The organism is Paracoccus solventivorans, from assembly GCF_900142875.1.
Lineage (GTDB): Bacteria > Pseudomonadota > Alphaproteobacteria > Rhodobacterales > Rhodobacteraceae > Paracoccus > Paracoccus solventivorans.
On sequence record NZ_FRCK01000006.1, the window covers coordinates 37,947 to 59,324 of the forward strand.

General features: G+C 68.7%; 24 protein-coding genes and 1 tRNA gene. 2 read left to right on the plus strand and 23 right to left on the minus strand.

Translation table 11 applies throughout. The features are described from left to right. Positions 1 to 6: 6 nt before the first annotated feature. From pqqD to rpsB, 6 genes are all read right to left on the minus strand, one after another. Positions 7 to 291, minus strand: a complete 285-nt coding sequence (gene pqqD, locus BUB57_RS10185; RefSeq protein ID WP_073066364.1) for a pyrroloquinoline quinone biosynthesis peptide chaperone PqqD — start codon at positions 289 to 291, stop codon at positions 7 to 9. Beyond that, positions 288 to 1,034 carry a pyrroloquinoline-quinone synthase PqqC gene (gene pqqC, locus BUB57_RS10190; RefSeq protein WP_234952037.1) on the minus strand — a complete coding sequence of 249 codons (747 nt, stop codon included), beginning with the start codon at positions 1,032 to 1,034 and terminating at the stop codon, positions 288 to 290. The genes pqqD and pqqC overlap by 4 nt, the downstream gene beginning before the upstream one ends. After that, a complete protein-coding gene (gene pqqB, locus BUB57_RS10195; RefSeq protein ID WP_073066371.1) occupies positions 1,031 to 1,909 on the minus strand; it encodes a pyrroloquinoline quinone biosynthesis protein PqqB in 879 nt (292 codons plus the stop codon). Before pqqB ends, pqqC begins: the two co-directional genes overlap by 4 nt. Positions 1,910 to 1,921: 12 nt before the next feature. Further along, positions 1,922 to 2,023, minus strand: a complete 102-nt coding sequence (gene pqqA, locus BUB57_RS10200; protein WP_073066373.1) for a pyrroloquinoline quinone precursor peptide PqqA — start codon at positions 2,021 to 2,023, stop codon at positions 1,922 to 1,924. A gap of 565 nt (positions 2,024 to 2,588) precedes the next feature. Next, positions 2,589 to 3,476 carry a translation elongation factor Ts gene (gene tsf / locus BUB57_RS10205; protein ID WP_073066777.1) on the minus strand — a complete coding sequence of 296 codons (888 nt, stop codon included), beginning with the start codon at positions 3,474 to 3,476 and terminating at the stop codon, positions 2,589 to 2,591. 79 nt (positions 3,477 to 3,555) lie between these two features. Continuing rightward, positions 3,556 to 4,365, minus strand: a complete 810-nt coding sequence (gene rpsB / locus BUB57_RS10210) for a 30S ribosomal protein S2 (protein WP_159435570.1) — start codon at positions 4,363 to 4,365, stop codon at positions 3,556 to 3,558. A gap of 270 nt (positions 4,366 to 4,635) precedes the next feature. Between rpsB and BUB57_RS10215 the strand changes: the two genes are divergently transcribed. Beyond that, a tRNA-Arg gene (locus BUB57_RS10215) sits at positions 4,636 to 4,712 on the plus strand. A 116-nt stretch (positions 4,713 to 4,828) separates the two neighbouring features. Here BUB57_RS10215 and napH read toward each other — a convergent pair. From napH to BUB57_RS10270, 11 genes are all read right to left on the minus strand, one after another. Further along, complete coding sequence (gene napH, locus BUB57_RS10220; RefSeq protein ID WP_073066380.1) at positions 4,829 to 5,698, minus strand: quinol dehydrogenase ferredoxin subunit NapH; 870 nt, start codon at positions 5,696 to 5,698, stop codon at positions 4,829 to 4,831. Continuing rightward, positions 5,695 to 6,357, minus strand: a complete 663-nt coding sequence (gene napG / locus BUB57_RS10225) for a ferredoxin-type protein NapG (RefSeq protein ID WP_073066383.1) — start codon at positions 6,355 to 6,357, stop codon at positions 5,695 to 5,697. The genes napH and napG overlap by 4 nt, the downstream gene beginning before the upstream one ends. A 46-nt stretch (positions 6,358 to 6,403) precedes the next feature. Further along, positions 6,404 to 7,624 carry a cytochrome-c peroxidase gene (locus BUB57_RS10230; RefSeq protein ID WP_073066387.1) on the minus strand — a complete coding sequence of 407 codons (1,221 nt, stop codon included), beginning with the start codon at positions 7,622 to 7,624 and terminating at the stop codon, positions 6,404 to 6,406. Between the two features lie 5 nt (positions 7,625 to 7,629). Beyond that, a complete protein-coding gene (mauJ, locus tag BUB57_RS10235; RefSeq protein WP_073066390.1) occupies positions 7,630 to 8,535 on the minus strand; it encodes a methylamine utilization protein MauJ in 906 nt (301 codons plus the stop codon). Positions 8,536 to 8,545: 10 nt separating this feature from the next. Further along, positions 8,546 to 8,944: an amicyanin gene (locus tag BUB57_RS10240; RefSeq protein WP_073066393.1), complete on the minus strand. Its 399-nt coding sequence runs from the start codon at positions 8,942 to 8,944 to the stop codon at positions 8,546 to 8,548. A 52-nt stretch (positions 8,945 to 8,996) separates the two neighbouring features. Beyond that, on the minus strand, positions 8,997 to 9,563 hold the full coding sequence (mauA, locus tag BUB57_RS10245; protein ID WP_073066397.1) for a methylamine dehydrogenase (amicyanin) small subunit: 567 nt from the start codon (positions 9,561 to 9,563) through the stop codon (positions 8,997 to 8,999). A 43-nt stretch (positions 9,564 to 9,606) separates the two neighbouring features. Beyond that, complete coding sequence (gene mauD / locus BUB57_RS10250) at positions 9,607 to 10,200, minus strand: methylamine dehydrogenase accessory protein MauD (RefSeq protein WP_073066401.1); 594 nt, start codon at positions 10,198 to 10,200, stop codon at positions 9,607 to 9,609. 1 nt (position 10,201) lies between these two features. Next, complete coding sequence (locus BUB57_RS10255) at positions 10,202 to 10,762, minus strand: MauE/DoxX family redox-associated membrane protein (RefSeq protein ID WP_073066404.1); 561 nt, start codon at positions 10,760 to 10,762, stop codon at positions 10,202 to 10,204. Position 10,763: 1 nt separating this feature from the next. Continuing rightward, on the minus strand, positions 10,764 to 12,050 hold the full coding sequence (gene mauB / locus BUB57_RS10260; RefSeq protein ID WP_073066408.1) for a methylamine dehydrogenase (amicyanin) large subunit: 1,287 nt from the start codon (positions 12,048 to 12,050) through the stop codon (positions 10,764 to 10,766). 87 nt (positions 12,051 to 12,137) lie between these two features. Then, positions 12,138 to 12,953 carry a methylamine utilization protein MauF gene (locus tag BUB57_RS10265; RefSeq protein WP_073066411.1) on the minus strand — a complete coding sequence of 272 codons (816 nt, stop codon included), beginning with the start codon at positions 12,951 to 12,953 and terminating at the stop codon, positions 12,138 to 12,140. Positions 12,954 to 13,206: 253 nt separating this feature from the next. Beyond that, positions 13,207 to 14,088, minus strand: a complete 882-nt coding sequence (locus BUB57_RS10270; protein WP_084732084.1) for a LysR family transcriptional regulator — start codon at positions 14,086 to 14,088, stop codon at positions 13,207 to 13,209. Between the two features lie 237 nt (positions 14,089 to 14,325). Between BUB57_RS10270 and BUB57_RS10275 the strand changes: the two genes are divergently transcribed. Further along, positions 14,326 to 14,805: a hypothetical protein gene (locus BUB57_RS10275; RefSeq protein ID WP_073066783.1), complete on the plus strand. Its 480-nt coding sequence runs from the start codon at positions 14,326 to 14,328 to the stop codon at positions 14,803 to 14,805. Between the two features lie 167 nt (positions 14,806 to 14,972). Here BUB57_RS10275 and cysW read toward each other — a convergent pair whose 3' ends face one another. From cysW to BUB57_RS10305, 6 genes are all read right to left on the minus strand, one after another. Beyond that, a complete protein-coding gene (gene cysW, locus BUB57_RS10280) occupies positions 14,973 to 15,755 on the minus strand; it encodes a sulfate ABC transporter permease subunit CysW (RefSeq protein ID WP_073066786.1) in 783 nt (260 codons plus the stop codon). A 59-nt stretch (positions 15,756 to 15,814) separates the two neighbouring features. Further along, the gene (gene cysT, locus BUB57_RS10285) at positions 15,815 to 16,660 is read right to left on the minus strand and encodes a sulfate ABC transporter permease subunit CysT (protein WP_143159703.1); all 846 of its coding nucleotides are present in this window, start codon (positions 16,658 to 16,660) and stop codon (positions 15,815 to 15,817) included. 22 nt (positions 16,661 to 16,682) lie between these two features. Beyond that, positions 16,683 to 17,675, minus strand: coding sequence for a sulfate ABC transporter substrate-binding protein (locus BUB57_RS10290; protein WP_073066418.1), 993 nt, complete (start codon positions 17,673 to 17,675; stop codon positions 16,683 to 16,685). Beyond that, positions 17,672 to 18,802, minus strand: coding sequence for a sulfate/molybdate ABC transporter ATP-binding protein (locus BUB57_RS10295; protein WP_073066420.1), 1,131 nt, complete (start codon positions 18,800 to 18,802; stop codon positions 17,672 to 17,674). The genes BUB57_RS10290 and BUB57_RS10295 overlap by 4 nt, the downstream gene beginning before the upstream one ends. Positions 18,803 to 19,576: 774 nt before the next feature. Beyond that, the gene (locus BUB57_RS10300; protein WP_073066424.1) at positions 19,577 to 19,927 is read right to left on the minus strand and encodes a cupin domain-containing protein; all 351 of its coding nucleotides are present in this window, start codon (positions 19,925 to 19,927) and stop codon (positions 19,577 to 19,579) included. 27 nt (positions 19,928 to 19,954) lie between these two features. Then, on the minus strand, positions 19,955 to 21,331 hold the full coding sequence (locus BUB57_RS10305; RefSeq protein WP_200796439.1) for an NAD(P)/FAD-dependent oxidoreductase: 1,377 nt from the start codon (positions 21,329 to 21,331) through the stop codon (positions 19,955 to 19,957). Positions 21,332 to 21,378: the final 47 nt, after the last annotated feature.

Below are 21,378 nucleotides of genomic sequence, written 5' to 3' on the forward strand. Positions count from 1 at the left end.
TTGCGGTCATGCGACCTCCACCAGCCGCTGCGCGGCCATGTTGCCCAGAAACTCGATCACGTCGGCCTCGATCACCTCGACCGGCGCGGCGTAGCGTTCGGCCAGCGCCGCGCTGATCGCGGCGATGTCGCGGGCGCCGTCCAGCTCGGCCAGCACCGCGTGGCCCACCGGGTCCAGCATCAGCGCGGTTTCCGGGCCCAGCAGCACCGGCAGGTCGCGCACCCGGTCGTGGTGCAGCCGCACCCCGCGCGGCAGGAACGGCCGGTCCCGGGGGGTCAGCGGGCCGGTCATCCCAGCAGCCCCTCTCCGGGTTGCCAGCCGCCGGGGGGGATGCGGCCGGGGGCGACATAGGCCGAATAGAGCGCGTCAAGCTGCGCCCACAGCACATCCGTCTTGAACACCAGCGCGGCGGCGGCCATGTCCTGCTGTTCCGCCGTGCCTGCGTGGTCCAGCACCCAGGCGAGGCCGAAGGCCACGTCCTTGGGCGCCTCGGTCAGGCGGTGCTGGAAATAGCTGATCGTCTGCGGATTGGCGAAATCGTAATGCGCGAGCAGCCCGGCGATGCGTTGTTCGTGGATCGCGGGGGCGAAAAGTTCCGTCAGCGACGAGGCCACGGCGGCCAGCAGCGGCTGGTCGCGGACATAGCGCACATAGGCGTCGACCGCGAAGCGCGTGGCCGGCAGCACGCCCCGGGTCGAGGCCACGTAATCCGGGTCGAGCCCCACCCCCTCGGCCAGCCGCAGCCAGCGCCAGATGCCGCCGGGGTGATCCTCGGTGCCGTCGTGATCCTCGATGCGCGAGCGCCAGGCCCGGCGCAGCGCCGGATCGTCCACCCGCGACATGAAGGCCGCGTCCTTCATCGGGATGCGCGACTGATAGTAATAGCGGTTGATCACCCAAGCCCGCACCTGGTCAATGTCGCAGCCGCCCGAGTGCAGCAGCGCGTGGAACGGGTGCTTGTCGTGATAGCGCTCGGCCCCGATGCGGCGCAGCCGGGATTCGAAGGCGGACCGGTTCGGGGTGTGGTCGTTCACGGGTCGATCTCCATGCCGTCGTGGGCCAGTTCCCATCCGGCGGCGGCCACTGCGGCGCGTTCGGGCGAGCCGGGCTGCAGCACCGGGTTGGTGTTGTTGATATGGGTGAAGATGCGGCGCGCCCGCAGGCCGGCCAGCCGGGCGATGCTGCCATGGGGACCGTCCATCGCCACATGCCCCATGCGGGCGCCGGTCTTGGCGCCGGTGCCGCTGCGTTCCATGTCGTCGTCGGCCCAGACCGTGCCGTCGAACAGCAACAGGTCGGCGTCGGTCAGCCGGTCCAGCAGATCGTCAGTGACCGCCGCGCAGCCGGGAATGTAGAACGCCGTGCGGCCGCCGTGGTCCAGCCGCAGCCCCACGGTCTGTTCGCCGATCAGCGCGGTATCGGGCTCGCCCTCCTCCTGCCACAGCGCCACCTTGCCGGGGACGGCAAAGGCGGTGACGGTCAGTTCTGGCAGCGGTTGGAACTTCTGGTCCAGTTGGATGGGCGCGCGGGCGACGTGATCCTGGTTCAGCACCCGGAAGATCGGCTGGTCAAGGATCGCGAGCGTGGATTGCGTGGCGTGGATGGTGAAGGGACTGTTCTCGCGCAGGCTCAAGAGCCCAGCCATGTGATCCACGTCGCCATTGGTCAGCACCACCGCCCGCAGCGGACTGCCGCGCAGGCCCGGCGGCTCCAGCCCGCAGGCGGGCAGCTGCGCACGGATATCGGGCGAGGCATTCAGCACCACGGTTTCGCCCCCCACCGTCACCGCGACCGAGGATTGCGTCATCGGCGCAATCCGTCCCGTCCGCGCGTCACGGCAATTCGGGCAGCCGCAATTCCATTGGGGCAGCCCCCCTCCGGCGGCCGCCCCAAGAATCCTCAGCTTCACTGTGGACGGTCGTCAGAGAACGTCGCGGGCGTCGCGATCGTCCTCGGCCGGACCATACATGTTGATTTCCATCCCGCACCTGACTTCGCGGGCGATCGGTTTCGACCAGGCCATGCGTCACCTCCTCCGTTGTCGCATCTGGGATGAAGATTGGAAGCGGGGGCGGGCAAGTCAACGCCGGGGGGCCGGGTGTCCGCCTTTGGTCGCAGGAAGTTGTGCGGCGGTGAGGAATGGGCGCCGCGGCGCAGGATGGCACGGCCGGAGCCTCCGGCGGGGATATTTGGGGACAAGAGATAAGGCGGAGTGTGGGGGTTGCGCTGCCGCGGGCAACGGCTGTCCGGCGCCTGGAACGCGGCAAAAGGGAAAGCCCGGGTCCCGAGGGGCTTGTCCGGCGGCGGGGGCTTGTGACCTGGGCGCTTACCATCTTCGCTGCGAGGCCGCGGGTAGCGGTCGCTCCGATACCGCAGACCTGCAAGAAAACGCCCGTGCATCACAGGTCCTGTCGGGCGGCCGGGGGGTGTACCTAGCTGAGGCGCTTGTCGCATCGCTGCGGTGTGGTGGACGGCAGTCAATCCGGCCTTTTAAACCAGCCCTGAACGCTCGACACCCGTCCCGGCATCTGCAACGAAAACGGCCGGCCCCCGTGGGGACCGGCCGGATCTTGGAGCAGAGGGGTTGCTCAGGCGCCTTGCAGGGTCTTGGCGACCTCGGCGGCGAAGTCTTCCTCTTTCTTCTCGATGCCTTCGCCGACGGCGACGCGGGCATAGCCCGTCACTTCCAGCCCGGCCTCGGCCGCGGCCTGGGCCACGGTCACGTCGGGGTTGATGACGAATTTCTGGCCCAGCAGCGTCACTTCCTCGAAGAACTTCGACATGCGGCCGACGATCATCTTTTCGATCACCGCCTCGGGCTTGCCCGATTCGCGGGCCTGCTCGGTCAGCACCGATTTTTCACGCTCGACCAGCGCCGGGTCCAGGTCGGCCTCAGACAGCGAGGCGGGCGAGGTCGCCGCGATATGCATCGCGATCTGCTTGCCCAGCTCCTGCGCCTTGTCGGCGTCGCCCTTCAGCGCGACCAGCACGCCGATCTTGCCCATGCCGGGGGCGGCGGCGTTGTGGACATAGGAGACCACGTGGTCGCCACGGACCGCAACCATCCGGCGCAGCGTCATGTTTTCGCCGATGCGGGCGATGGCGTCGGTCAGCACTTCGCTGACCGGCTTGCCGTTCAGCGGCGCGGCGGCCAGCGCTTCGGTCGAATCGACCGACAGCGCGGTCTGGGCGATATCGCCGACCATCGACTGGAACTCGGCGTTCTTGCCGACGAAATCGGTTTCCGAGTTCACCTCGACGGCGACGCCCTTGCCATCCTCGACGGCGACGGCCACCAGCCCCTCGGCGGCGATGCGGCCGGATTTCTTGGCGGCTTTCGCCAGGCCCTTGGTGCGCAGCCAGTCGACCGCGGCTTCCATGTCGCCCGAGGTTTCCTGCAGCGCCTTCTTGGCGTCCATCATGCCGGCGCCGGTCGATTCGCGCAGCTCTTTCACCATCGCGGCCGTGATAGCCATGGTCATCTCCTTGCTTGAACGGGTCAGGCGGGGAATGCCCCCGCCTGCATGTGGTTGGGTGCCTGCGGCCGGTCGCGGCTTACGCGTCGACGGCGCTGGCCTGTTCCTCGGCGGCGGCGGCGGCCTCGTCCCCGGACAGATCGTCCAGTTCCTCGGCCGGCAGCTCGGCCAGCGCGCCCAGGTCGACGCCGGCGGCGCCCATCTGCGCGCTCATGCCGTCCAGCGCGGCGCGGGCCACCAGGTCGCAGTAAAGCGCGATGGCGCGGGCGGCGTCATCGTTGCCCGGGATCACATGCGCGATGCCCTTGGGCGAGCAGTTGGTGTCCACGATCGCCACCACCGGGATGCCCAGCTTGTTGGCTTCCTGGACCGCGAGGTCTTCCTTGTTCACGTCGATCACGAACAGCAGGTCCGGCAGGCCGCCCATGTCGCGGATGCCGCCCAGGCTGGCCTGCAGCTTGGCCTGCTCGCGCTCCATCCCCAGGCGTTCCTTCTTGGTCAGCCCTTCGGCGCCCGAGGCCATCTGCTCGTCAATCTGCTTGAGCCGCTGGATCGACTGCGAGACGGTCTTCCAGTTGGTCAGCGTGCCGCCCAGCCAGCGGTGGTTCATGTAGAACTGCGCGGATTTTTCCGCGGCATCGGCCACTGCGCGCTGCGCCTGGCGCTTGGTGCCGACGAACAGCACCCGCCCGCCCTTGGCGACGGTATCGCGGATCACCTGCAGCGCCTGGTCCAGCAGCGGGACGGTCTGGGTCAGGTCGATGATATGGATACCGTTGCGGTCGCCATAGATGTATTCGGCCATGCGCGGGTTCCAGCGCTGGGTCTGGTGGCCGTAGTGAACGCCAGCTTCCAGCAGCTGACGCATGGAGTATTCGGGAAGCGCCATGTCCATGTCCTTTCCGGTTTGCGCCTTGGGCAAGGGATCAGGGGTCGCCCCCAACCGGTGGACCTGAACGGATGTCTCCCGCCCGCGGCCCGCCCTTGCCTGTGAAGTGCGCGCCACATATGCGCGATCGCCGGCGATTGCAAGCCTTGGCGGCGATTTCCGCGCGCCCGGGGCGGCGATTCCCGGGACCGGCGGCGCCCGTCCTGCCCGCCGCGCCCCGCACGAATACGGGTTGCGGGCCGCGGCGGCTTGCACTAAACGACCCGGACGGCACCCGTAGCTCAGCTGGATAGAGTGCTGCCCTCCGAAGGCAGAGGTCACAGGTTCGAATCCTGTCGGGTGCGCCATTTCATCGACATTCCGGCACAGATTCTCCTGCAGGACGAGGCCGTTATCATGGCCAACCCCGCTCACAGAAACATCCCGGCAACCGCTCGTCCCAGCAGCGCGCGCAGCTCTCGCGTCAATGCACCTGCCCGGCCCCTCCGCGCCCGCGGGCCGAGAGGTGGAACACCTTCACCGGGCAGGAATCGATGCAGCCGCCGCAGTTCTGGCAGTCGCCGGACAGGACCAGGGGGCTGCCCTCGCCTTTCAGCGCGGGGACGATCACATGCGGCTCGGGGCAGATGTTGAAGCAGGCGCCGCAGTCGGTGCAGGCATCGCGGCGGGCGGCCGAGACCCGGATGACCGCGGCCCGGCCGACCAGCCCGTAAAAGGCGCCGACCGGGCACAGGTGGCTGCACCAGGCCCGGCGCGCCACGACCAGATCCAGCAGGAACACCGCCAGAATGATGGTCCAGCCAAAGCCGATGCCGGAGATCAGGCCCCGCTGCAGCAGGCTGACCGGGTTGACGAACTCCCACGCGATGGTGCCGGTCAGGCCCGAGGCGACCAGCGTGGCCCCGAGGATCACCAGCCGGCTGCGCCGGTCCAGCTTGCGGTCCCGGGTCAGGCCGGTCTTTTCGCGCAGCCAGTGGGCGGTGTCGGTGACGATGTTCACCGGGCAGACCCAGCCGCAATAGGCCCGTCCGCCGACCACCAGGTAGAGCAGCAGGATCAGCAGGGCGCCGACCACCACCGGGGCGATGGGCACGGCCCCGCCCGCCAGGGATTGCAGCAGCACATAGGGATCGGCCAGCGTCACCATCCCGCCGATGTCGCTGGCGGCGAAGTTGCCGCGCACCAGCCAGATCCCCGCCATCGGCCCCAGCATGAACAGCCCCAGCACCGAGACTTGGCTCAGCCGGCGCAGCAGCCACCATTTATGCGCGGGCAGCAGCCCGCGGGAAGCGACGGCCAGCTTGCGGCTGTCCGAGACCCACCAGCCGATCACGTCGCCCGCCCGGCCCGGTTGCGGCCGTCGCCGCCCAGCCCCAGATCGCGCGGCAGCACCCGGATCGAGGCGTGGCCGGTCACGCAATGTTTCTCGCAGGTGCCGCAGCCGGTGCAATGCGCGGAATGCACGGTCGGAACCATGATCTTGCGGCCGTTGAACTCACCCTCTTCCAGGGTGATGGCGTCGCCACGGATCGGGCAGACCCGCACGCAGATGCTGCAATTCATGCCCTTGTAGTTCAGGCAGTCCTCGTGCCCGACCAGCACCGCGACGCCCATGTCCGCATCGCTTATGGCGATGTCGCGGTCCAGCGCCCCGGTGGGACAGGCGCGCGCGCAGGGCACGTCTCGGCACATGTAGCAGGGCACCTCGCGCGGGGTGAAGAAGGGGGTGCCGACGGCGGGTTCCTGCCCCCATTCGGCCAGCGACAGCGTGCCATAGGGACAGGCCTGCACGCACAGGCCGCAGCGCACGCAGGCCGACAGGAAGTCCGGCTCCGGCTGGGCGCCGGGCGGGCGAAGCGCGCGGGCGTCGGCCTGATCGGCCGACCGGACCAGCGCCGCCAGCGACAGCCCGCCCAGGCAGACCGCGCCGGCCGTGCGGGCGACCTCGACGATCGCAGTCCGCCGGTTCACCTTGCGTTTACCGGATGCCATTCTGCGCCCTCCTTCCTGGGGTGCGTGTTCCTGGGGTGCGTGGTCGTCACCTGCCGGCGGCGGCCTCCTCTCTTGCGCGTTTCTGCTCGGCCAGCAGCGGCTCGTAGCGCCGGTCGGTCAAGGTCTCGAGAAAGGCGACCAGCGCATCGACGCGCGCATCGTCCAGCATCAGCCCCGACTGCAGTTCGGTCAGCGACAGGTTCTCGGCCACCTCGGGGTCGCCCCAGGGCTCGCCGGTTTCCGGGTTGATCTGCGACTGCGGCCGGCGGCTGGTGTATTTGTTATAGAACAGAACCGCCGTGCGCAGGTCGCTGAACACGCCATTGTGCATGTAGGGGCCGGTCACGGCGACATTGCGCAGCGTCGGCACCTTGATCCGCCCCGCCTGCGCCGGATCGTCGATCCCCGGCCGCGACAGCAGCCCCTGGTCGACATGATCGGCGCCCAGCCCGTTCACGCGGCGCACCTCATGGTTCACCGGCACGCCGATATTGTGGAACTCATAGCTGGTGAAGGTTTCCTGCGCAACGAAGCTGGGCTGGCGGACCTGATGGCAGAGCCGGCAGTTCCATGTGATGAACACGGTGTGGCCGAACTCTTCCTGCGGGGTCAGGGTAGCCTCGCCGCGCAGATAGCGGTCGAACCTGGAATCGAAGGGCGCGAACTCCTCGGTCTGCTGATAGGCGGCCAGCGCCGAGGCCGCGTGGTCGAAGGCGCGGTCCACATCCCCCAGCGCGTCTTCTCCGAACAGCCCGGTGAAGGCGGCGCGATATTCGGGGCTTGCGCGCAGGCGAGAGACCACGGTCTCGCGATCCGGCATCGCCATTTCGGCCGGGTTCAGCATCGGCTGGCCGGCCTGGTCGCGCAGGTTGTCCGCGCGCCCGTCCCAGAACTGCCCGCCCTTGAAGGCGCCGGTGACGGTCTGGTGGAAATCGGGGCTGAACGCGGCATAGGACAGGGTCGGCGTGTTGCGGTCGCCATGGGACACCCCGTCGTCGCCCAGCGACACCGCCCGGCCGGCAACGGTCTCCCGCGGATCGGTAAAGGCAAACTCGGGGTCGTGGCAGGTCGCGCAGGACTGGGTGCCGTCGCGCGACAGCCCGCGGTCGTGAAACAGCTCTCGCCCCAGCGCGGCCAGCTGCCGTTCGTCCCGGGGCAAGGTGTCATGCCGACCCTGCTCTGGCGTCGCCGCCAGCACCACCCCGGCCGCGGCAAGCAGGACCGGGAACAGCAGGACCAGGGCGCGCGGCAGCGGTGGCCTCGTCATCACCCCTACCCTTCCTTGACCAGTTCGGGGACAGGCGGGCGGGCAGCGGGCGCGCGAGAGTCTTGCCGCGCCCGGATCTCGGCCACGATCAGGCGATGCGCGGACAGGTCGGCAAGGTTCGCCAGCACCGCAAGGCGCCGCTGCCCCGCCAGATCGTCCAGCACCGGCAGCAGCACCCCGTCCGTGCCAACCAGCCGCTCATGCTCGGGGCGCAGCGTGGCGACAAGCTCGGGCAGCGACAGGTCCAGCAGCTGATCCGCCAGCGCCAGCGCCCCGGCATGGACCAGCATTTCCTGGGTGACGCGCAGCGCCCCTGCCCCCGATCCCGCCATGGCGGGATGGCGAAGCGCCGCGACCAGCACCGCGAACCCCGCCAGCAGCCGGCTGGCCGCATCCGGGGCGTTGCGGGCGCGCTGGAACAGCTCGACCACCGGCGCCAGATCCGCGTCCAGCGGCGACAGCGCCGCATGGTTCACCTGCATCGCGCTTGGCCGGAAGGGCGTGCAGCGCCAGCGCGCGCCATGGGCCATGTCAGCGACCCGCCAGCCGGCGATGGCCATGCCGCGGCCGATCTCGACCAGCCAGCGCAGCATCCGGCGCTGCATGTCAGCATGGGCCAGCTCGAGCGCCTCGGTCGCAGAGCTGGCCGGCAGGCGATAGATCACCTCGGCCAGCTTGCCGGCCTGGTTGGGATGCAGGCTCAGATACGCATCCGGCAGCTCTGGCCCGGCCGGCAGCTCGGCCGAACCCTCGTCCGCCACCAGGTCCAGCTCCCACGCCTGGGTGACCGGGTTGCGCAGGAAGAACCCGACCACGAAATCCCGCGGCCGCGGATCCGCCTGCGACAGCCGCAGGGTGTCCTTGCTGCTGTCGGCCTTGAGCGAGGCGCGGATGTCGTAAGGAATCCACATCCCGGCTGACCTATTCGACGATGACCTTGCCGCGCATGAACGGATGCGGCGTGCAGAAATACTCGAAGTCACCGGCCTCGTTGAAGGTGATGGCGTAGGCCTGATCCTTCTTCAGCATCTCGCCCCGGAAATCCCCGTCGCCGACGATGCCCTTCTTGAAGGCAACGTTGTGGGGCATCACCTCCTTGTTGACCCAATAAACGGTGTCGCCGGCCTGGACGGTCAGTTCCGGCACGTCGTATTTCATCTTGTCGATGTTCACGACGATGGCGTCGGCCGGCACTTCGGCGGCCGCCACGGGCGCATGGGTCAGCACGGCGATCCTGTCCTGTGCAAATGCTCCGGTGGCGCTGACGGCGGACAGCAGGAAAGCGGCAAGCGCGGATCGGAACGTCATTGCGGAATTCATGGAAACCTCCTGGGGGAATTGGGCCGGGCGAACCGCCGCCCGGCCAGGATCGTCAGCTGGCGCGGCCGACGATGGGCGAGATGGTGCAGTGATAGGTCATGGCGTCATCCTCGGCGCCGAAGCACCAGATGATGTCGTTGGCGAACTCGGGGCGATAGACCGGCAGCTCGCCCTCGGTGTTCAGGCAGGGGCAGCGGCCGGGCATGTTGGTGCCGCAGCAGTCGCGATAGGCGATCAGGTAGCTTTGCCCGTCGGTCGGGTTGTAGCAGCTGGCCACCCAGGACGCCGTTGCCAGCTTGGTCCCCGGCGGGCAGTTGGTCAGCGACCCGCCCGAGCAGTCGCAGATGTTGCCGTCGATGGAACAGTGCCGCCAGTAGTCGCAGGACTGGATATCGGTGTCCTGCGGCTGCCACTTGGCGCGCGGATCGCTGCCCTCGGCCGGCGTGGCGGCATTGGCGCGGCTGACGCGGCCGCGGCGGTCCACCGGCAGCAGCGGCACCAGCGCCACCCCGGCCAGCACCGTGCCGATGCGGCCGATGGCGCCGCGGCGGCTGGTGCGGCCGGCCACCCGGCGCGACATCTTCTCGACCATGGAGTCGAACCTGAAGTTCCCCAGCATCGTTTATCCTCCCTCTGCTTGGGATTGCGTGGAATCGGCCGGGTCAGGCCGCGGTTTTCTTGCGGCTGGCCATGAACTGCTGCAGCGAGGCAAAGCCGGTCTTGTCGGCCTCGAGCAGGCTTTCCAGATGCTCGCGGGTGTTGGTCAGCCCCTTGGCGCGGATGATGCCGCCGGCATCCAGCAGCACGCCGTAGGGGATCTTGCCGACCTGGAAGGCCATCCCCAGCTCGGCCGAGACGACATAGCGGATCTGGCCAAGCTCGTGGGTCTTCAGGAACCGGGCGTGTTCCTCGGGGGCACCGTCGCTGATCATGACCACGCCGATATTCTCGGCCCGGGCGATCGACTTGATGATCGGGAACAGCTTGTCGCAGACCGGGCAGGTCGGCGCGGTGAACATCAGCAGCGTCGGGCGCTCCGAGGCCCCGCCGATATGGAGCGGGCGGCCGAAGTAATCCGGCAGGTCGAACTCGGGCGCGTTGTCGCCGATGTCGGGGCCGTGGTCGGTGATCATCGCCCCCATGGGCGAGGACCGTTCGTGCAGCAGCCCCACCTGCCGCATCAGCCCCAGCAGCACCACGGTCACGCCCAGGAATGCGACCCACAGCAGGATGTTGGAAACCATCAGGAACGTCATGTCAGCGACCTTTCACGGCAGCGGTTGAGGGGCGCCGGGCGGGCAATCCGCCCAGCATCGAGGCGCTGAGATAGAGAAGGATCAGGACCAGCCCGGCGATGATGCCGGTGGCGGCATCGACCACCCCGGCCGCGCGGGCGCCGGGCAGCGCGAGCGCCGCGGCCAGCGCCATCGCGCTCAGCACGGCGTTGCGGCCGACCATGGCCCAGCTGATCCGCTGTTTCATGCCGTTGCGGAAACAGCCGCAGTCGATCTGGGTCCGCCCGCGCAGCACGTTGATCGCGATGGCAAGGCCGAACCCGGCCAGCAGCAGCGCCGCGGCCAGCGCGGCGGGCCCCGCCAGCGGCGTGATCAGCAGCCCCGCGGCCACCGCCAGCTCTGCCACCGGCAGCACCATCGCCACCGCCCTTGCCAGCGCATCGGGCAGCAGGCGGAAGTTGCGGACCACGCCGTAGAACTCCTCCATGCCGGTCAGCTTGGACAGCGCCGCGGTGGCGAACAGCACCGCGAGGAAGCTGCGCAACGCCCAGTGAAGCAGCGGTTCTTGCACGAGCTGCTGCATCTCAGGCCCCCATGTCATGGGTCATGAGGATCTGCGGACCGCGGCCAAGCTGGTCGACGCTGCGCAGCTCCTGACCCGAGGCGGCGTCGTAGATGTGCAGGGTCCTGCTGCCCGACGACAGCCCGTAAAGCAGCGGCTCGGCATCCTGGCTGACGTTGATCGAGTCGATCTCGTGGCCCAGTTCCAGCATGTCGATCCGCTCGCCGGTCGCGGCGTTCATCACCACCACGAAGCGGCTGGCGGTCTTGTGGCGCCATTCGTCGCGCTGGTCGACCAGCAGATAGATGCGGTCCGAGGGGCGGTGATAGGCGGTCTGCTGCCAGCCGCCGGGACGCCAGTCGTCGGCGCGCTCGGCCTCGGTCAGGGCCTCGAAGGGCGGGCGGAAGTTCACGCCCTCTTCGGTCAGGTCCATCTGGAAGATCTTGCCGGTGTAGGTCGGCCAGACCAACCGCCCCGAGCGCAGGGAAAACGCCGGGTGGTTGATCAGCAGCTCTTCCTCGGTGTGGAAGACCTCGGTGTTGGTGACCTCGGTTTCGCCACCCGCAAAATCGACGCGGGCCAGGCTGCCGTCGCGGCAGTTCATGTAGAACACCGTCGGAGAGGCCGGGAAGATATGATAGCAGTCCGGCACGTCCAGCAGCCGGTCGAACTTCTGCTCCTCCAGGTCGACGACGCCGACGGCGGGCGCGGGCGAGAACTGGTAATACAGCAGGGTCTTGTTGTCGGGGGTCAGCGCGTTCATCCACTGATAGGTGCCGACCAGGAACCGCTGGGCGTCGTCGGGAATCGCGATGTCCGCGATCGGCCGCAGGGTCTCGGAATCGAAGACCTCGACGTAATCCTCGCGGTCGCCCCGGGCGATGCGCGACCAGACCGAGCTGACCTGCGCAAAGAAGGACCCGTCCTCGGCGGCCAGCGGATGCGGCAGAAAGCCGCCGTCCGTCATGCCCAGCACCCGGCCGCTGGCGCCGTCGATGACATATTGCTGGGTGACGGCGGCGAAATGCGCCGGGTCCTGGACATAGACGCGCCTGGTATCGGGGGCCGGGGCCTTCAGGATCACCGGCTCGTCCGCCTCGCCGGCGGCAAGCGCCGCGGCAGCCTCGGCGGCGGCGCGCTGGCCGTGGGTCTGGCCGTCGGCAGCGGCCGCGGCCGCCGCGTCGGCATCCTCGGCGGGCTCGGTTCCGGTCTGGGCCTGCGCGGCCCCCAGGGCCAGGACCGAACAGGTCAGCCCGGCGCCGAGCAGCCTCAGATAGCCCGGGGTCGATTCACGTGGAAGAGCAGCCATCGTTTCCTCCCTTGGATGGCACCCGGAACCGCAGCGACGGATCGCGGGAAAGGATTTCAGGATCGTGGGGATGTCAGGGCGGGTGCGTCAGGCCAGCGCCAGCACCGCAAGGGCCGCGCCGATCGCCGTCAGGATCGCGCCGTCGGCGATCGCCGCGCGCTCCTGATGCCGGCCCAGCCAGGACTGGATCTGGTAGTCGCTGACCGGAGCCAGGTTCACCGCCACCGGCAGATAGCGGCCCAGGTTGAACACGGCGATGATCGCGATGGCATGGACGATATTTCCGGTCAGCACCGCCGCCGCCGTGGTCATGTACAGCAGGGGCGTCTGGACATAGGTCAGGTAATCCAGCCCCAGCGACAGGCCGTAAAGCCCGCCGACCACCCATTTCGGAAACCGCTGCCGTGCGTCATGGGGCACCTGAGCGCGGCGCTGCGGGTAGGGCACGCGCAGGAAATCCAGCTGGTGCGCACCATAGGCCAGCCCGATCAGCGCCAGCAGCGCCAGCCCGAAGCCGGTCGCGACCCCGGAAAACCCGGCCAGCACCCCGATGGCGCCCAGCAGCGTCCCGAGGATCGCCGCCCCCGCCGCATAGCCCAGCCCGTGCGCCGCGAATGTCGGCAGCCAGTCCAGCATCGCCCGCGGGCCCTTGCCGGTCGGCCGCAGCAGCGAGATCGAGGAATACCCGCAGGGCGACCAGGTGGACAGCACCCCGCCCGCAAAGGCGGCCGCCACCAGCAGCGGGGCGACCATCCCCTCGTTCATGGCGAACCCCGCCCCGGCGCCTGCGGCCATACTGCCGGCCAGAATCGCCAGCCGCCGCGTCCTTGAAAACTGTTCGGGAAAACTGACGCAATCCGGCACGCCGGTCACGTAATCCGGGTCGATCCCGACCTCACCCATGCTGCTCACTGGACGCCTCCTCCTCATCGGGTCCCCAGGGCGAACTGCAGCCGGCGCATTCTCTGGAACGCGGGCGGCTGCCGTCACCCTGGATGACCCGACAGTGAGACAAGATGTCGCATCGGAGAAATTGCTAAACATGCAGCATGGGGCTGCAAAAATGCGGGTCGGGCGCGGAGTCGGTTATTTCCTATCTGGAATACGGGGTTAGCGTGAACTGCACCCCGGCGGGATACGTCCGAAAAGCCGTATTTTAGTATGAAGGCGGGACTTGCGCGGGCGGGGCGTCGAACAGATCGGCGCACCATTCCGCGATGCGGCGGGCCAGCGGATCGTTGCGCAGATGCGGCTGCGTCAGCAGCCAGACCTCTCGCGCGGCAACGTCCGGCACGATCTCGAACGCCGGAGACTGCAGGAACTCGCCCAGCATGAAATCCGGCAGCACCCCGGTGGCGGTGCCGCTTTTCAGAAACCGGCGCATGATCTCGAGGCTGGCGGTCTCGAGCCGGACGCTCCGCGCGGGCGCATGGCTGGAAAGCGCGTGCATCTCGGGCATTTCGCCCAAGGCGTCGGGATAGGCGACCAGCGCGGGCGTGCCGCCCGCCCCGTCCTTCGGCCGCACCAGGCTGAACGAGACCACGCCGACCTTGCGCATCAGAAAGGTGCCCTGCCGCGGCCGGTTCAACCGCAGGGCGAAATCCGCCTGCCAGCGCGACATGTCGACATTCCGGTCCGAGGTGTCGATGGCCAGGATCAGCCTGGGCAGGTCGGCGAGCAACCCGGCCAGATGCGGCGCCAGGCAGTATTCGGCCAGCGCGGCGATGGTCGTCAGGCGGAACTTGCGGCTGGTAAAGTCGGATTCGCGCAGTTTCCGGGTGGCGTCCTCGGCGGCCGCCGCCATGTCGTGCAGCTCGGCCAGGATGGCCCGGCAGGCATCGGTGGGCTGGCGCTCTCCGTTCACCGCCTCGAACAACGCGCGCCCCATCAGCCGCTCGAGCCGCCCGACCCGGCGGCTGACCGTGGTTTCGTTCATCCCCAGCATTCGCGCCGCCCGGGTGAACGAGGCGGTGTCGCAGACAGCCGAGACGATGCGGAAATCGTCCCAGTTCAGCGTCGATTGCTCTGCTTGCTGCATGATGCTCCCCGGGATTCGCTGATCGACTCGGACTTTCGCCCAAGTTGCAGGAAAGTAAATGGAACCGGGGCGTGCGATTCCAGCGGGGGCGAAGGGGCGGTGACCTTGCGGGGATGGTGAGCGGCCGGCGGCCTCGGGCGCTGGTCAGGCGGCGGGCGCAGGACGCCGCGGCCGCGCATGGAACGCCCCTCGGGCGGCGAGGGTTGAGAGGTAATGATCTGGCAACCGGAAAACCCGATGCGCTTCGTCCTTCCCCTCGGCCTGGCTTTCGCTCTGGCGGCCCCGGCGGTCGCCGGGCCGCAGGCAGAGCGGTATATCGACGACCATTCGTCGCCCGAGCGGGTGGTGGTCTCGCTCTACAACGCCATCAATCGCGGGGAATACCTGCGCGCGTGGAGCTATTTCAAGGCGGACACCGCCCCTCCGCTCGGTGATTTCAGCGCGGGCTATGCGGACACCACCCAGGTCGAGTTGCGCCTGGGCGAGGTGCAGACCGAAGGCGCCGCAGGCTCGATCCATTCGCTGGTCCCGATCGCCCTGCAGGCCACCGGCAAGGACGGCACCGTCACCGTCTTTACCGGCTGTTACCGATTGACCCAGGTCCAGCCCGGTGCCCAGGCCGAGCCGCCCTTTCGCCCGATCCAGATCGACGACGGCCGGCTGGAGAAAAGCGACGCCCCCTTCGACGAGGCGATGGGCCGGTGCGAAGCGCCCTGAGCGGGGGCCGGGGCCGGTTGCGTGACGGACGGTCCTCAGGCGCCCCGGCGGTCAGGTCCAGATCGTCCACGCCCTGCCGATGCAGGCCACTCTCCCATCCCCTCCTGCTTCCGGCGAATGGTTGTATTTAAAAGGATATATTGCGGCCTCGATCCCCCGGCAGCCGCTTACCCCCGCCGCGTTTCCAGCAGCGACTTGACCACCAGCGCGATCACCGCGATCAGCGTCAGCACGGATGAGGCGGCAAAGGCGCCGACCATGTTCAGGTCGTTGAACAGCAGCTCGATCTGCAGGGGCAGCGTGTTGGTCTGGCCCCGGATCGAGCCCGAGACCACCGAGACCCCGCCGAACTCGCCCACCGCGCGGGCGGTGCACAGCACCGCGCCATAGACCAGCGCCCAGCGGATATTGGGCAGCGACACGAGCCGGAACACCTGCCAGCCCGAGGCGCCCAGCGTCAGCGCCGCCTGTTCCTGTTCGGACCCCTGCGCCTGCATCAGCGGCAGCACCTCGCGCACCACGAAGGGGGCGGTCACGAACATGGTGACCATGACGATGCCCGGCAGCGCGAACAGGATACGGATGTCATGGGCCATCAGGAACGGCCCCAGCAGCCCCTGGCGGCCGTAGAGCAGCAGATAGCAGATCCCGGCGATGATCGGGGAAATCGAGAACGGGATCTCGATCAGCGTCAGCAGCAGCCTGCGGCCGGCAAAGCGGAACCGCGCGATCACCCATGCGGCGCAGAGGCCGAAGACGATGTTGACCGGCACCGCGATCGCCGCGACCAGCGCGGTCAGCCCGATGGCGTGCAGGGTGTTCGGCTCGGTGATATTGGCGGCGAACACCTGCCAGCCGGCCGCGAAGGCGCGATAGAAGATATAGGCCAGCGGCACCACCACCAGCAAAGCCGTCAGAGCCAGCGCCGCCCCGATCAGCAGCCGCCGCATCGCGATGTCGTGGCTCAGCGCGGCGCGGGCGCTGTCCTGCGGGGTGATGGCGGTGACGTTCATGCCGCATCCGCCTTGTAGCGCAGCGCGCGCGATTGCAGCAGGTTCGACACCGCCAGCAGCGCCAGCGCGATCACCAGCAGCACCAGCGCGATGGCCGCGGCGCCGTTGTAGTCGTATTCCTCGAGCCGGATCACCGCCAGCAGCGAGGCGATCTCGGTCTTCATCGGCAGGTTGCCGGCGATGAAGATGACGGCCCCGAACTCGCCCAGCGAGCGGGCGAAGGACAGGGTGATGCCGGTCAGATAGGCCGGGAAGATCACCGGCAGCACCACGCGCCGGAAGATGGTGAACGGCTCGGCCCCCAGGGTGCGGGCGGCCTCTTCGATCTGGGGGTCGAGGTCCTCGAGCACCGGCTGCACCGTGCGCACGACGAAGGGCAGCGAGGTGAAGGTCATCGCGATCACTACCCCCGCCAGCGTATAGACCACCTGGATGCCCAGGGGTTCAAGGATCGCCCCATACCAGCCGTTGCCGGCGAACAGCGCCGACAGCGCCAGCCCCGCCACCGCCGTGGGCAGCGCAAAGGGAATGTCCATCAGCGCGTCCAGCACCCGCTTGCCGGGAAACTGGTAGCGGACCAGCACCCAGGCCATCAGCAGCCCGTAGAGCGCGTTGATGACCGTGGCGATCGCCGCTGCGGTCAGCGTCAGCCTCAGCGCCGCCAGGGTGCGCGGCGCGGTCAGGATGTCCCAGAACCGCGCCGGACCGATGCCCGCCCCCTTGACCACCAGCGCGGCCACCGGGATCAGCACGACGATCCCCAGATAGGTCAGCGTCACGCCCATGGTCAGGCCGAAGCCGGGCAGCACGCGCCGCCGCCGCGCAGGGGAAAGGCTGGGCATTGCAAGGCTCATCGGGCAAGGCTCATTGGTTCACGAACACCTTGTCCAGCAGCCCGCCTTCGGCGAAATGCTCGTCCGCGACCCGGTCCCAGCCGCCGAAGGCCTCGTCGACCGTGACCAGCTCCAGTTCCGGGAAGCTGTCGGCGAACTCTGCCTGCACCGCCTCGTCATGGACGCGATAGAAGTATTCGGCCAGGATCCGCTGCCCCGGGGTGGAATAGAGAAAGTCGAGATAGGCCCGCGACACCTCTTCGGTGCCCTTGGTGCCGGTGTTGCCGGTCACCACCGCCACCGGGAACTCGGCCATCACGCTCAGCGAGGGGGTGACGCGCTCCAACCCCATCTCGGCGTATTGCCGGGCGATGCCGCCGGTCTCGGCCTCGAAGGTCACCAGCACGTCGCCGATTTCCTTTTCGGCAAAGGTCGCGGTCGCGGCACGCCCGCCGGTGTCGAAGACCGGCACGTTCGCGAACAGCTTGCGCACGAACTCTTCGGTCTGCGCCTGGTCGCCGCCGTATTGCTTCTGCCCGAATGCCCATGCGCCCAGATAGGTGTAGCGGCCGTTGCCGCTGGTCTTGGGGTTGGGGAAGATCACCTGCACGTCGTCACGAGTCAGGTCGTCCCAGTCCTGGATGTTCTTGGGATTGCCCTTGCGCACCAGAAACGCCGGCAGCGAGTAATAGGGCGAGGCGTCGTTGGGATAGGCCTCGCGCCAACCGGCATCGACCAGCCCGCCCTCGGCCAGCACGTCGATGTCGGTGACCTGGTTGAAGGTGACGACATCGGCGGGCAGCCCTTCCAGAATCGCGCGCGCCTGTTTGGACGAGCCGGCATGAGACTGCTCGATGCTGACCTCGCGGCCGGTCTTTTCCTTCCACGCCGCGGCAAACGCCGGATTGACGGCGGCGAAAAGCTCGCGCGCGATGTCGTAGGACACGTTAAGGATGCTGTCCTGCGCCGCGGCCGGAAACGCCAGCCCAAGGCTCAGCGCGGCAGCCAGAAAGCTGGTTCTCATCTCAGGGACTCCTTGCTGGAATGTTCGTATCGAAGGGGGACGGGGCGGCTGTCGGCGGCGGGGGTTTCGGCGGGGGTCTCGGCAGGGGCTCCGTCGCGGAAGACCTGCCCGGCCTCGACCCGCAGCGTCACCCGCTGGCCCAAGGACAGATGCAGGCCGCGCCGGCGCGGCACCTCGGTTTCCACCGCCAGCCCGCCGTCGTCGGTCAGCTGCACATGCAGCAGCGCCCCGGTCGAGCTGATCGCGGCCACCCGCAGCGGCCCGTCCTGCGCGGGCACCGGGGCCAAGTCGGCCGGCCGGGCGAACAGCATCGCCGGCCCGTCCGCCATCGCCCGGCGCGGCAGCGCCGTGGCATCCAGCCCCGGCGCCTCGACCCGGCCCGCGCGCAAGCGGACCGGCAACTCGACCGACAGCCCCAGGAACCGAGCGACGAACGGCGTCGCCGGGTGGTCGTAGATCTCGTCGGGCCGCCCGATCTGCTCGATCCGCCCTGCCCCCATGATCACCACGCGGTCGGCCAGCTCGAACGCCTCTTCCTGGTCGTGGGTGACAAAGATCGAGGTGGTTTTCGAGGTTTCCAGCACATCGCGCAGCCAGCGCCGCAGGTCGCGCCGCACCAGCGCGTCCAGCGCGCCGAAGGGCTCGTCCAGCAACAGCACGGCCGGCGAAATCGCCATCGCCCGGCCCAGCGCGACGCGCTGGCGCTGCCCGCCCGACAGCTCGGCCGGAAACCGGTCGGCCAGCGCGGAAATCTGCAGAAACCGCATCAGCTCATCCACCCGCGCCCGGATCGCCGCAGCCGAGGGCCGGTCGCGGCGCGGCAGCACGGTCAGGCCAAAGGCGATGTTGTCGCGCACCTTCATATGGGGAAACAGCGCGTAATGCTGAAAGACGAAGCCCGCACGGCGGTCCTGCGCGCGTTTGGCCAGCCAGTCCTGCCCGTTCACCGTCAGGCTGCCGGTATCGGGCCAGTCCAGCCCGGCGATGATCTTCAGCAGCGTGGTCTTGCCCGAGCCGGACGGACCCAGCAGCGCGACCAGCTCGCCTTCCGCGATAGCCAGGTTGATGCCGCGCAGCACTTCGGTGCGGTCAAAGCGGCGGGTCAGATCGGCGATCTCGATGGTCATGGGGAATGGTCGTTACGGGTCTGGATGCTGTCAACGGCCGATGTCTAGGTTTGGCGTGCCGGGCTGACAAGGAAACCGGGGCGGCGGCGGCGGATGCCGACGCGGAAAATATTCCGTTGCACCTGAATGACTTCCGTCCCGGGGGCGCCTTCCGTGGCCGGCACCCCGCAGCTGGCGCCCTGCGGCTGCATCCCGCTGGAATATCGTTCATTTCCGGGGCGGACCCCCATACAAACGCCCGCGGCGCCAGCGGCGCTTTTCCACCCGGCAAGCATGGTCCGCCGCCCCGCGGCTTTCCGCCGCACGTTCCGCATTCCCCGCCCCCGGCCCGCGGATTTCCCCCGCAAACCGGACCACCACGGACAGGTTTCTTATTTGCCGACACGGCAACGGCGAGAGAGCGGCCGGAGGCGGACCTTGCAGTGATGGTTCGGCCGCCGGGTTCGGATTGGCCGCTGCCCCCCATCCGCAGCGGGCAGTCCAGACGGGCCAGCGTGCAGACGCGTCAGGAATCGGGTCGGGTGATCGCCCCAATTCGCAAGGTTGCCGGTCGGCCAGCGTGGAGGCGCGTCAGTTCCGGCGATCGACCGCAAGCAATCGAGCCGCCGCGGTTGATCCAAGGGCCGGCCGCCACAAACCGCCGCTGGCCGGGATCGTGGCCGGACCAGGATCACCCCGGATTGCCGACCGGAATCCGCAGGGGAGTCGGGCCATTCGATGAAGGCCAGATCCGAGCCGCCCGACGCCCAAATCGAACGCAGGCGGCTCCACCTCTCAGTAAATCGCAAACACCTTGCGGACCGTCTCGATCACGTCCCAGCGGCCGGTCCAGCCGGGGGGCAGGATGACCAGATCGCCCGGACCGATCTCGGTGACGGTGCCGGTGGCCGCGTCGGTCATCCGGGCGCGGCCCGAGATGATATAGGTGAACTCGGTATCGGGGCGGTTCACCACCGGCCAGCCGCCCGGGGTGCATTCCCAGATGCCGGTACTGCCCCTGGCCTCGGGCGCCAGCATCCGCATCCCCAGCTGCGGATCGCCGCTGTCGGCGCCTGCGCGCTGGCCGGCCGCGGGCAATACGGCGCCGCCGATTTCGGCCGCCTTCACGATCACCATCGACGTCATGGTCCCCTCCTTCTTCAATACGGAGCTTCAGTGTGCGCCGGTCAGCGCCTCCAGCAGCCTTGCCACCCGCGACGGGCGGCCGGTCAGCCGTTCCTCGCCATCGCCGATGCCGGCGGCGGTCAGGCCGAGATTCACCCCCAGCCAGCGCAGCGGCTCGCGTTCCCACAGCGGCGAGCGGTGGTTGACGATGGGCAGGCGGTTGATCGGCTCGTCGCGCTTCAGGATCAGGTTGCAGAGCAGCCGCCCCGCCAGATTGCTGGTCGCCACCCCGTCGCCGACATAGCCCCCGGCCCAGGCCATGCCGGTGCCCTCATCCAGCCCGACCGAGGGGCAGAAGTCGCGCGCGACGCCAAGCGCCCCACCCCAGCGATGCGTGATCCGGCTGTCACGCAGGGCCGGGAAGAACTCGACCAGCGTGTCGTGCAGCTTCGCGTGGATGCCATCAACCAGATCGCTGGTCATCCTCGAGCCCAGCCGATAAGGCGCGCCGCGCCCGCCAAAGACCAGCCGGCCGTCGGCCGTCATCTGCGCATAGACCCGCAGATGCCGCAGGTCGTTGAAGGCTCGGCGGTGGTCCAGCTTCAGCGCCGCCCGAAGCTCTGCGGACAGGGGCTCGGTCGCCAGCACCAGCGAATACAGCGGCACCACGCTGCGTTTTTGCCCTGGCTGCTGGCAGGTGAAGGCCTCGGTCGCGCGCAGCACGACGGGGGCGCGAAGCTGCCCGTTCGGGGTGGTGACGCAACGCGGCGCGATGCGGATCGCCGGCGTATTTTCGTGGATGGTGGCGCCCAGCGACTCGACCAGCCGCGCCAGGCCGCGCACCAGCTTACCGGGATGGATCAGCGCGCAATGCTCGGTGTAAAGCCCGCCGCTGACCCCCAGGACGCCAATCATGGCCGCGGTCGCCCGCGCATCCAGCGCCTGCCACTGATCCGGCAGCCCGAACGCGGCCGAGGCCCTGACCGTGCCTGCCACCCGCTCAAGCTGCGCGGCGGAGCGCGCCAGCGACAGCAGCCCCTGCTTGGCATAATCGGCCTCGATCCCCTCGACGGCCAGCACCCGGCCGATCTCGTCCACGGTGTCGTTCATCGCCGCCTGCAGATGCAGCGCCTCGGCGTGCGAGGATAACTTCGCCACCTGCTCCAACGAGACCGGAAAGATCGCCGAAGCCCAGCCGCCATTCCGCCCCGAGGCGCCAAAGCCGACATGCTCGCGGTCGATGAGGGTGACCCGCAGCCCGGGCCGGGCCTTCAGCAGGTAATAGGCGGCCCACAGCCCGGTATAGCCGGCGCCCACGATGGCGACGTCGCATTCGCTATCCTGCTGCATCGCCGGGCGGCGTGGCGCCTCCTGAAACCACAGCGGCACATTCGGCAGCTTCAGCATTTCGGATCTGGCGGTCACGGCTGGCTCCTCGCACCGGGTTCCTTGCCAGTTAAAAGCGGCCCGCC

What these genes read in the sequence shown, in the direction of transcription:
- pqqD (WP_073066364.1), bottom strand. Translation starts at nt 291, where the DNA reads ATGACCGGCCCGCTGACCCCCCGGGACCGGCCGTTCCTGCCGCGCGGG.
- pqqA (WP_073066373.1), bottom strand. Translation starts at nt 2,023, where the DNA reads ATGGCCTGGTCGAAACCGATCGCCCGCGAAGTCAGGTGCGGGATGGAA.
- tsf (WP_073066777.1), bottom strand. Translation starts at nt 3,476, where the DNA reads ATGGCTATCACGGCCGCGATGGTGAAAGAGCTGCGCGAATCGACCGGC.
- rpsB (WP_159435570.1), bottom strand. Translation starts at nt 4,365, where the DNA reads ATGGCGCTTCCCGAATACTCCATGCGTCAGCTGCTGGAAGCTGGCGTT.
- napG (WP_073066383.1), bottom strand. Translation starts at nt 6,357, where the DNA reads ATGGCATCCGGTAAACGCAAGGTGAACCGGCGGACTGCGATCGTCGAG.
- BUB57_RS10230 (WP_073066387.1), bottom strand. Translation starts at nt 7,624, where the DNA reads ATGACGAGGCCACCGCTGCCGCGCGCCCTGGTCCTGCTGTTCCCGGTC.
- mauJ (WP_073066390.1), bottom strand. Translation starts at nt 8,535, where the DNA reads ATGTGGATTCCTTACGACATCCGCGCCTCGCTCAAGGCCGACAGCAGC.
- BUB57_RS10240 (WP_073066393.1), bottom strand. Translation starts at nt 8,944, where the DNA reads ATGAATTCCGCAATGACGTTCCGATCCGCGCTTGCCGCTTTCCTGCTG.
- mauA (WP_073066397.1), bottom strand. Translation starts at nt 9,563, where the DNA reads ATGCTGGGGAACTTCAGGTTCGACTCCATGGTCGAGAAGATGTCGCGC.
- mauD (WP_073066401.1), bottom strand. Translation starts at nt 10,200, where the DNA reads ATGACGTTCCTGATGGTTTCCAACATCCTGCTGTGGGTCGCATTCCTG.
- BUB57_RS10255 (WP_073066404.1), bottom strand. Translation starts at nt 10,762, where the DNA reads ATGCAGCAGCTCGTGCAAGAACCGCTGCTTCACTGGGCGTTGCGCAGC.
- mauB (WP_073066408.1), bottom strand. Translation starts at nt 12,050, where the DNA reads ATGGCTGCTCTTCCACGTGAATCGACCCCGGGCTATCTGAGGCTGCTC.
- BUB57_RS10265 (WP_073066411.1), bottom strand. Translation starts at nt 12,953, where the DNA reads ATGGGTGAGGTCGGGATCGACCCGGATTACGTGACCGGCGTGCCGGAT.
- BUB57_RS10270 (WP_084732084.1), bottom strand. Translation starts at nt 14,088, where the DNA reads ATGCAGCAAGCAGAGCAATCGACGCTGAACTGGGACGATTTCCGCATC.
- BUB57_RS10275 (WP_073066783.1), top strand. Translation starts at nt 14,326, where the DNA reads ATGCGCTTCGTCCTTCCCCTCGGCCTGGCTTTCGCTCTGGCGGCCCCG.
- cysW (WP_073066786.1), bottom strand. Translation starts at nt 15,755, where the DNA reads ATGCGGCGGCTGCTGATCGGGGCGGCGCTGGCTCTGACGGCTTTGCTG.
- cysT (WP_143159703.1), bottom strand. Translation starts at nt 16,660, where the DNA reads ATGCCCAGCCTTTCCCCTGCGCGGCGGCGGCGCGTGCTGCCCGGCTTC.
- BUB57_RS10290 (WP_073066418.1), bottom strand. Translation starts at nt 17,675, where the DNA reads ATGAGAACCAGCTTTCTGGCTGCCGCGCTGAGCCTTGGGCTGGCGTTT.
- BUB57_RS10295 (WP_073066420.1), bottom strand. Translation starts at nt 18,802, where the DNA reads ATGACCATCGAGATCGCCGATCTGACCCGCCGCTTTGACCGCACCGAA.
- BUB57_RS10300 (WP_073066424.1), bottom strand. Translation starts at nt 19,927, where the DNA reads ATGACGTCGATGGTGATCGTGAAGGCGGCCGAAATCGGCGGCGCCGTA.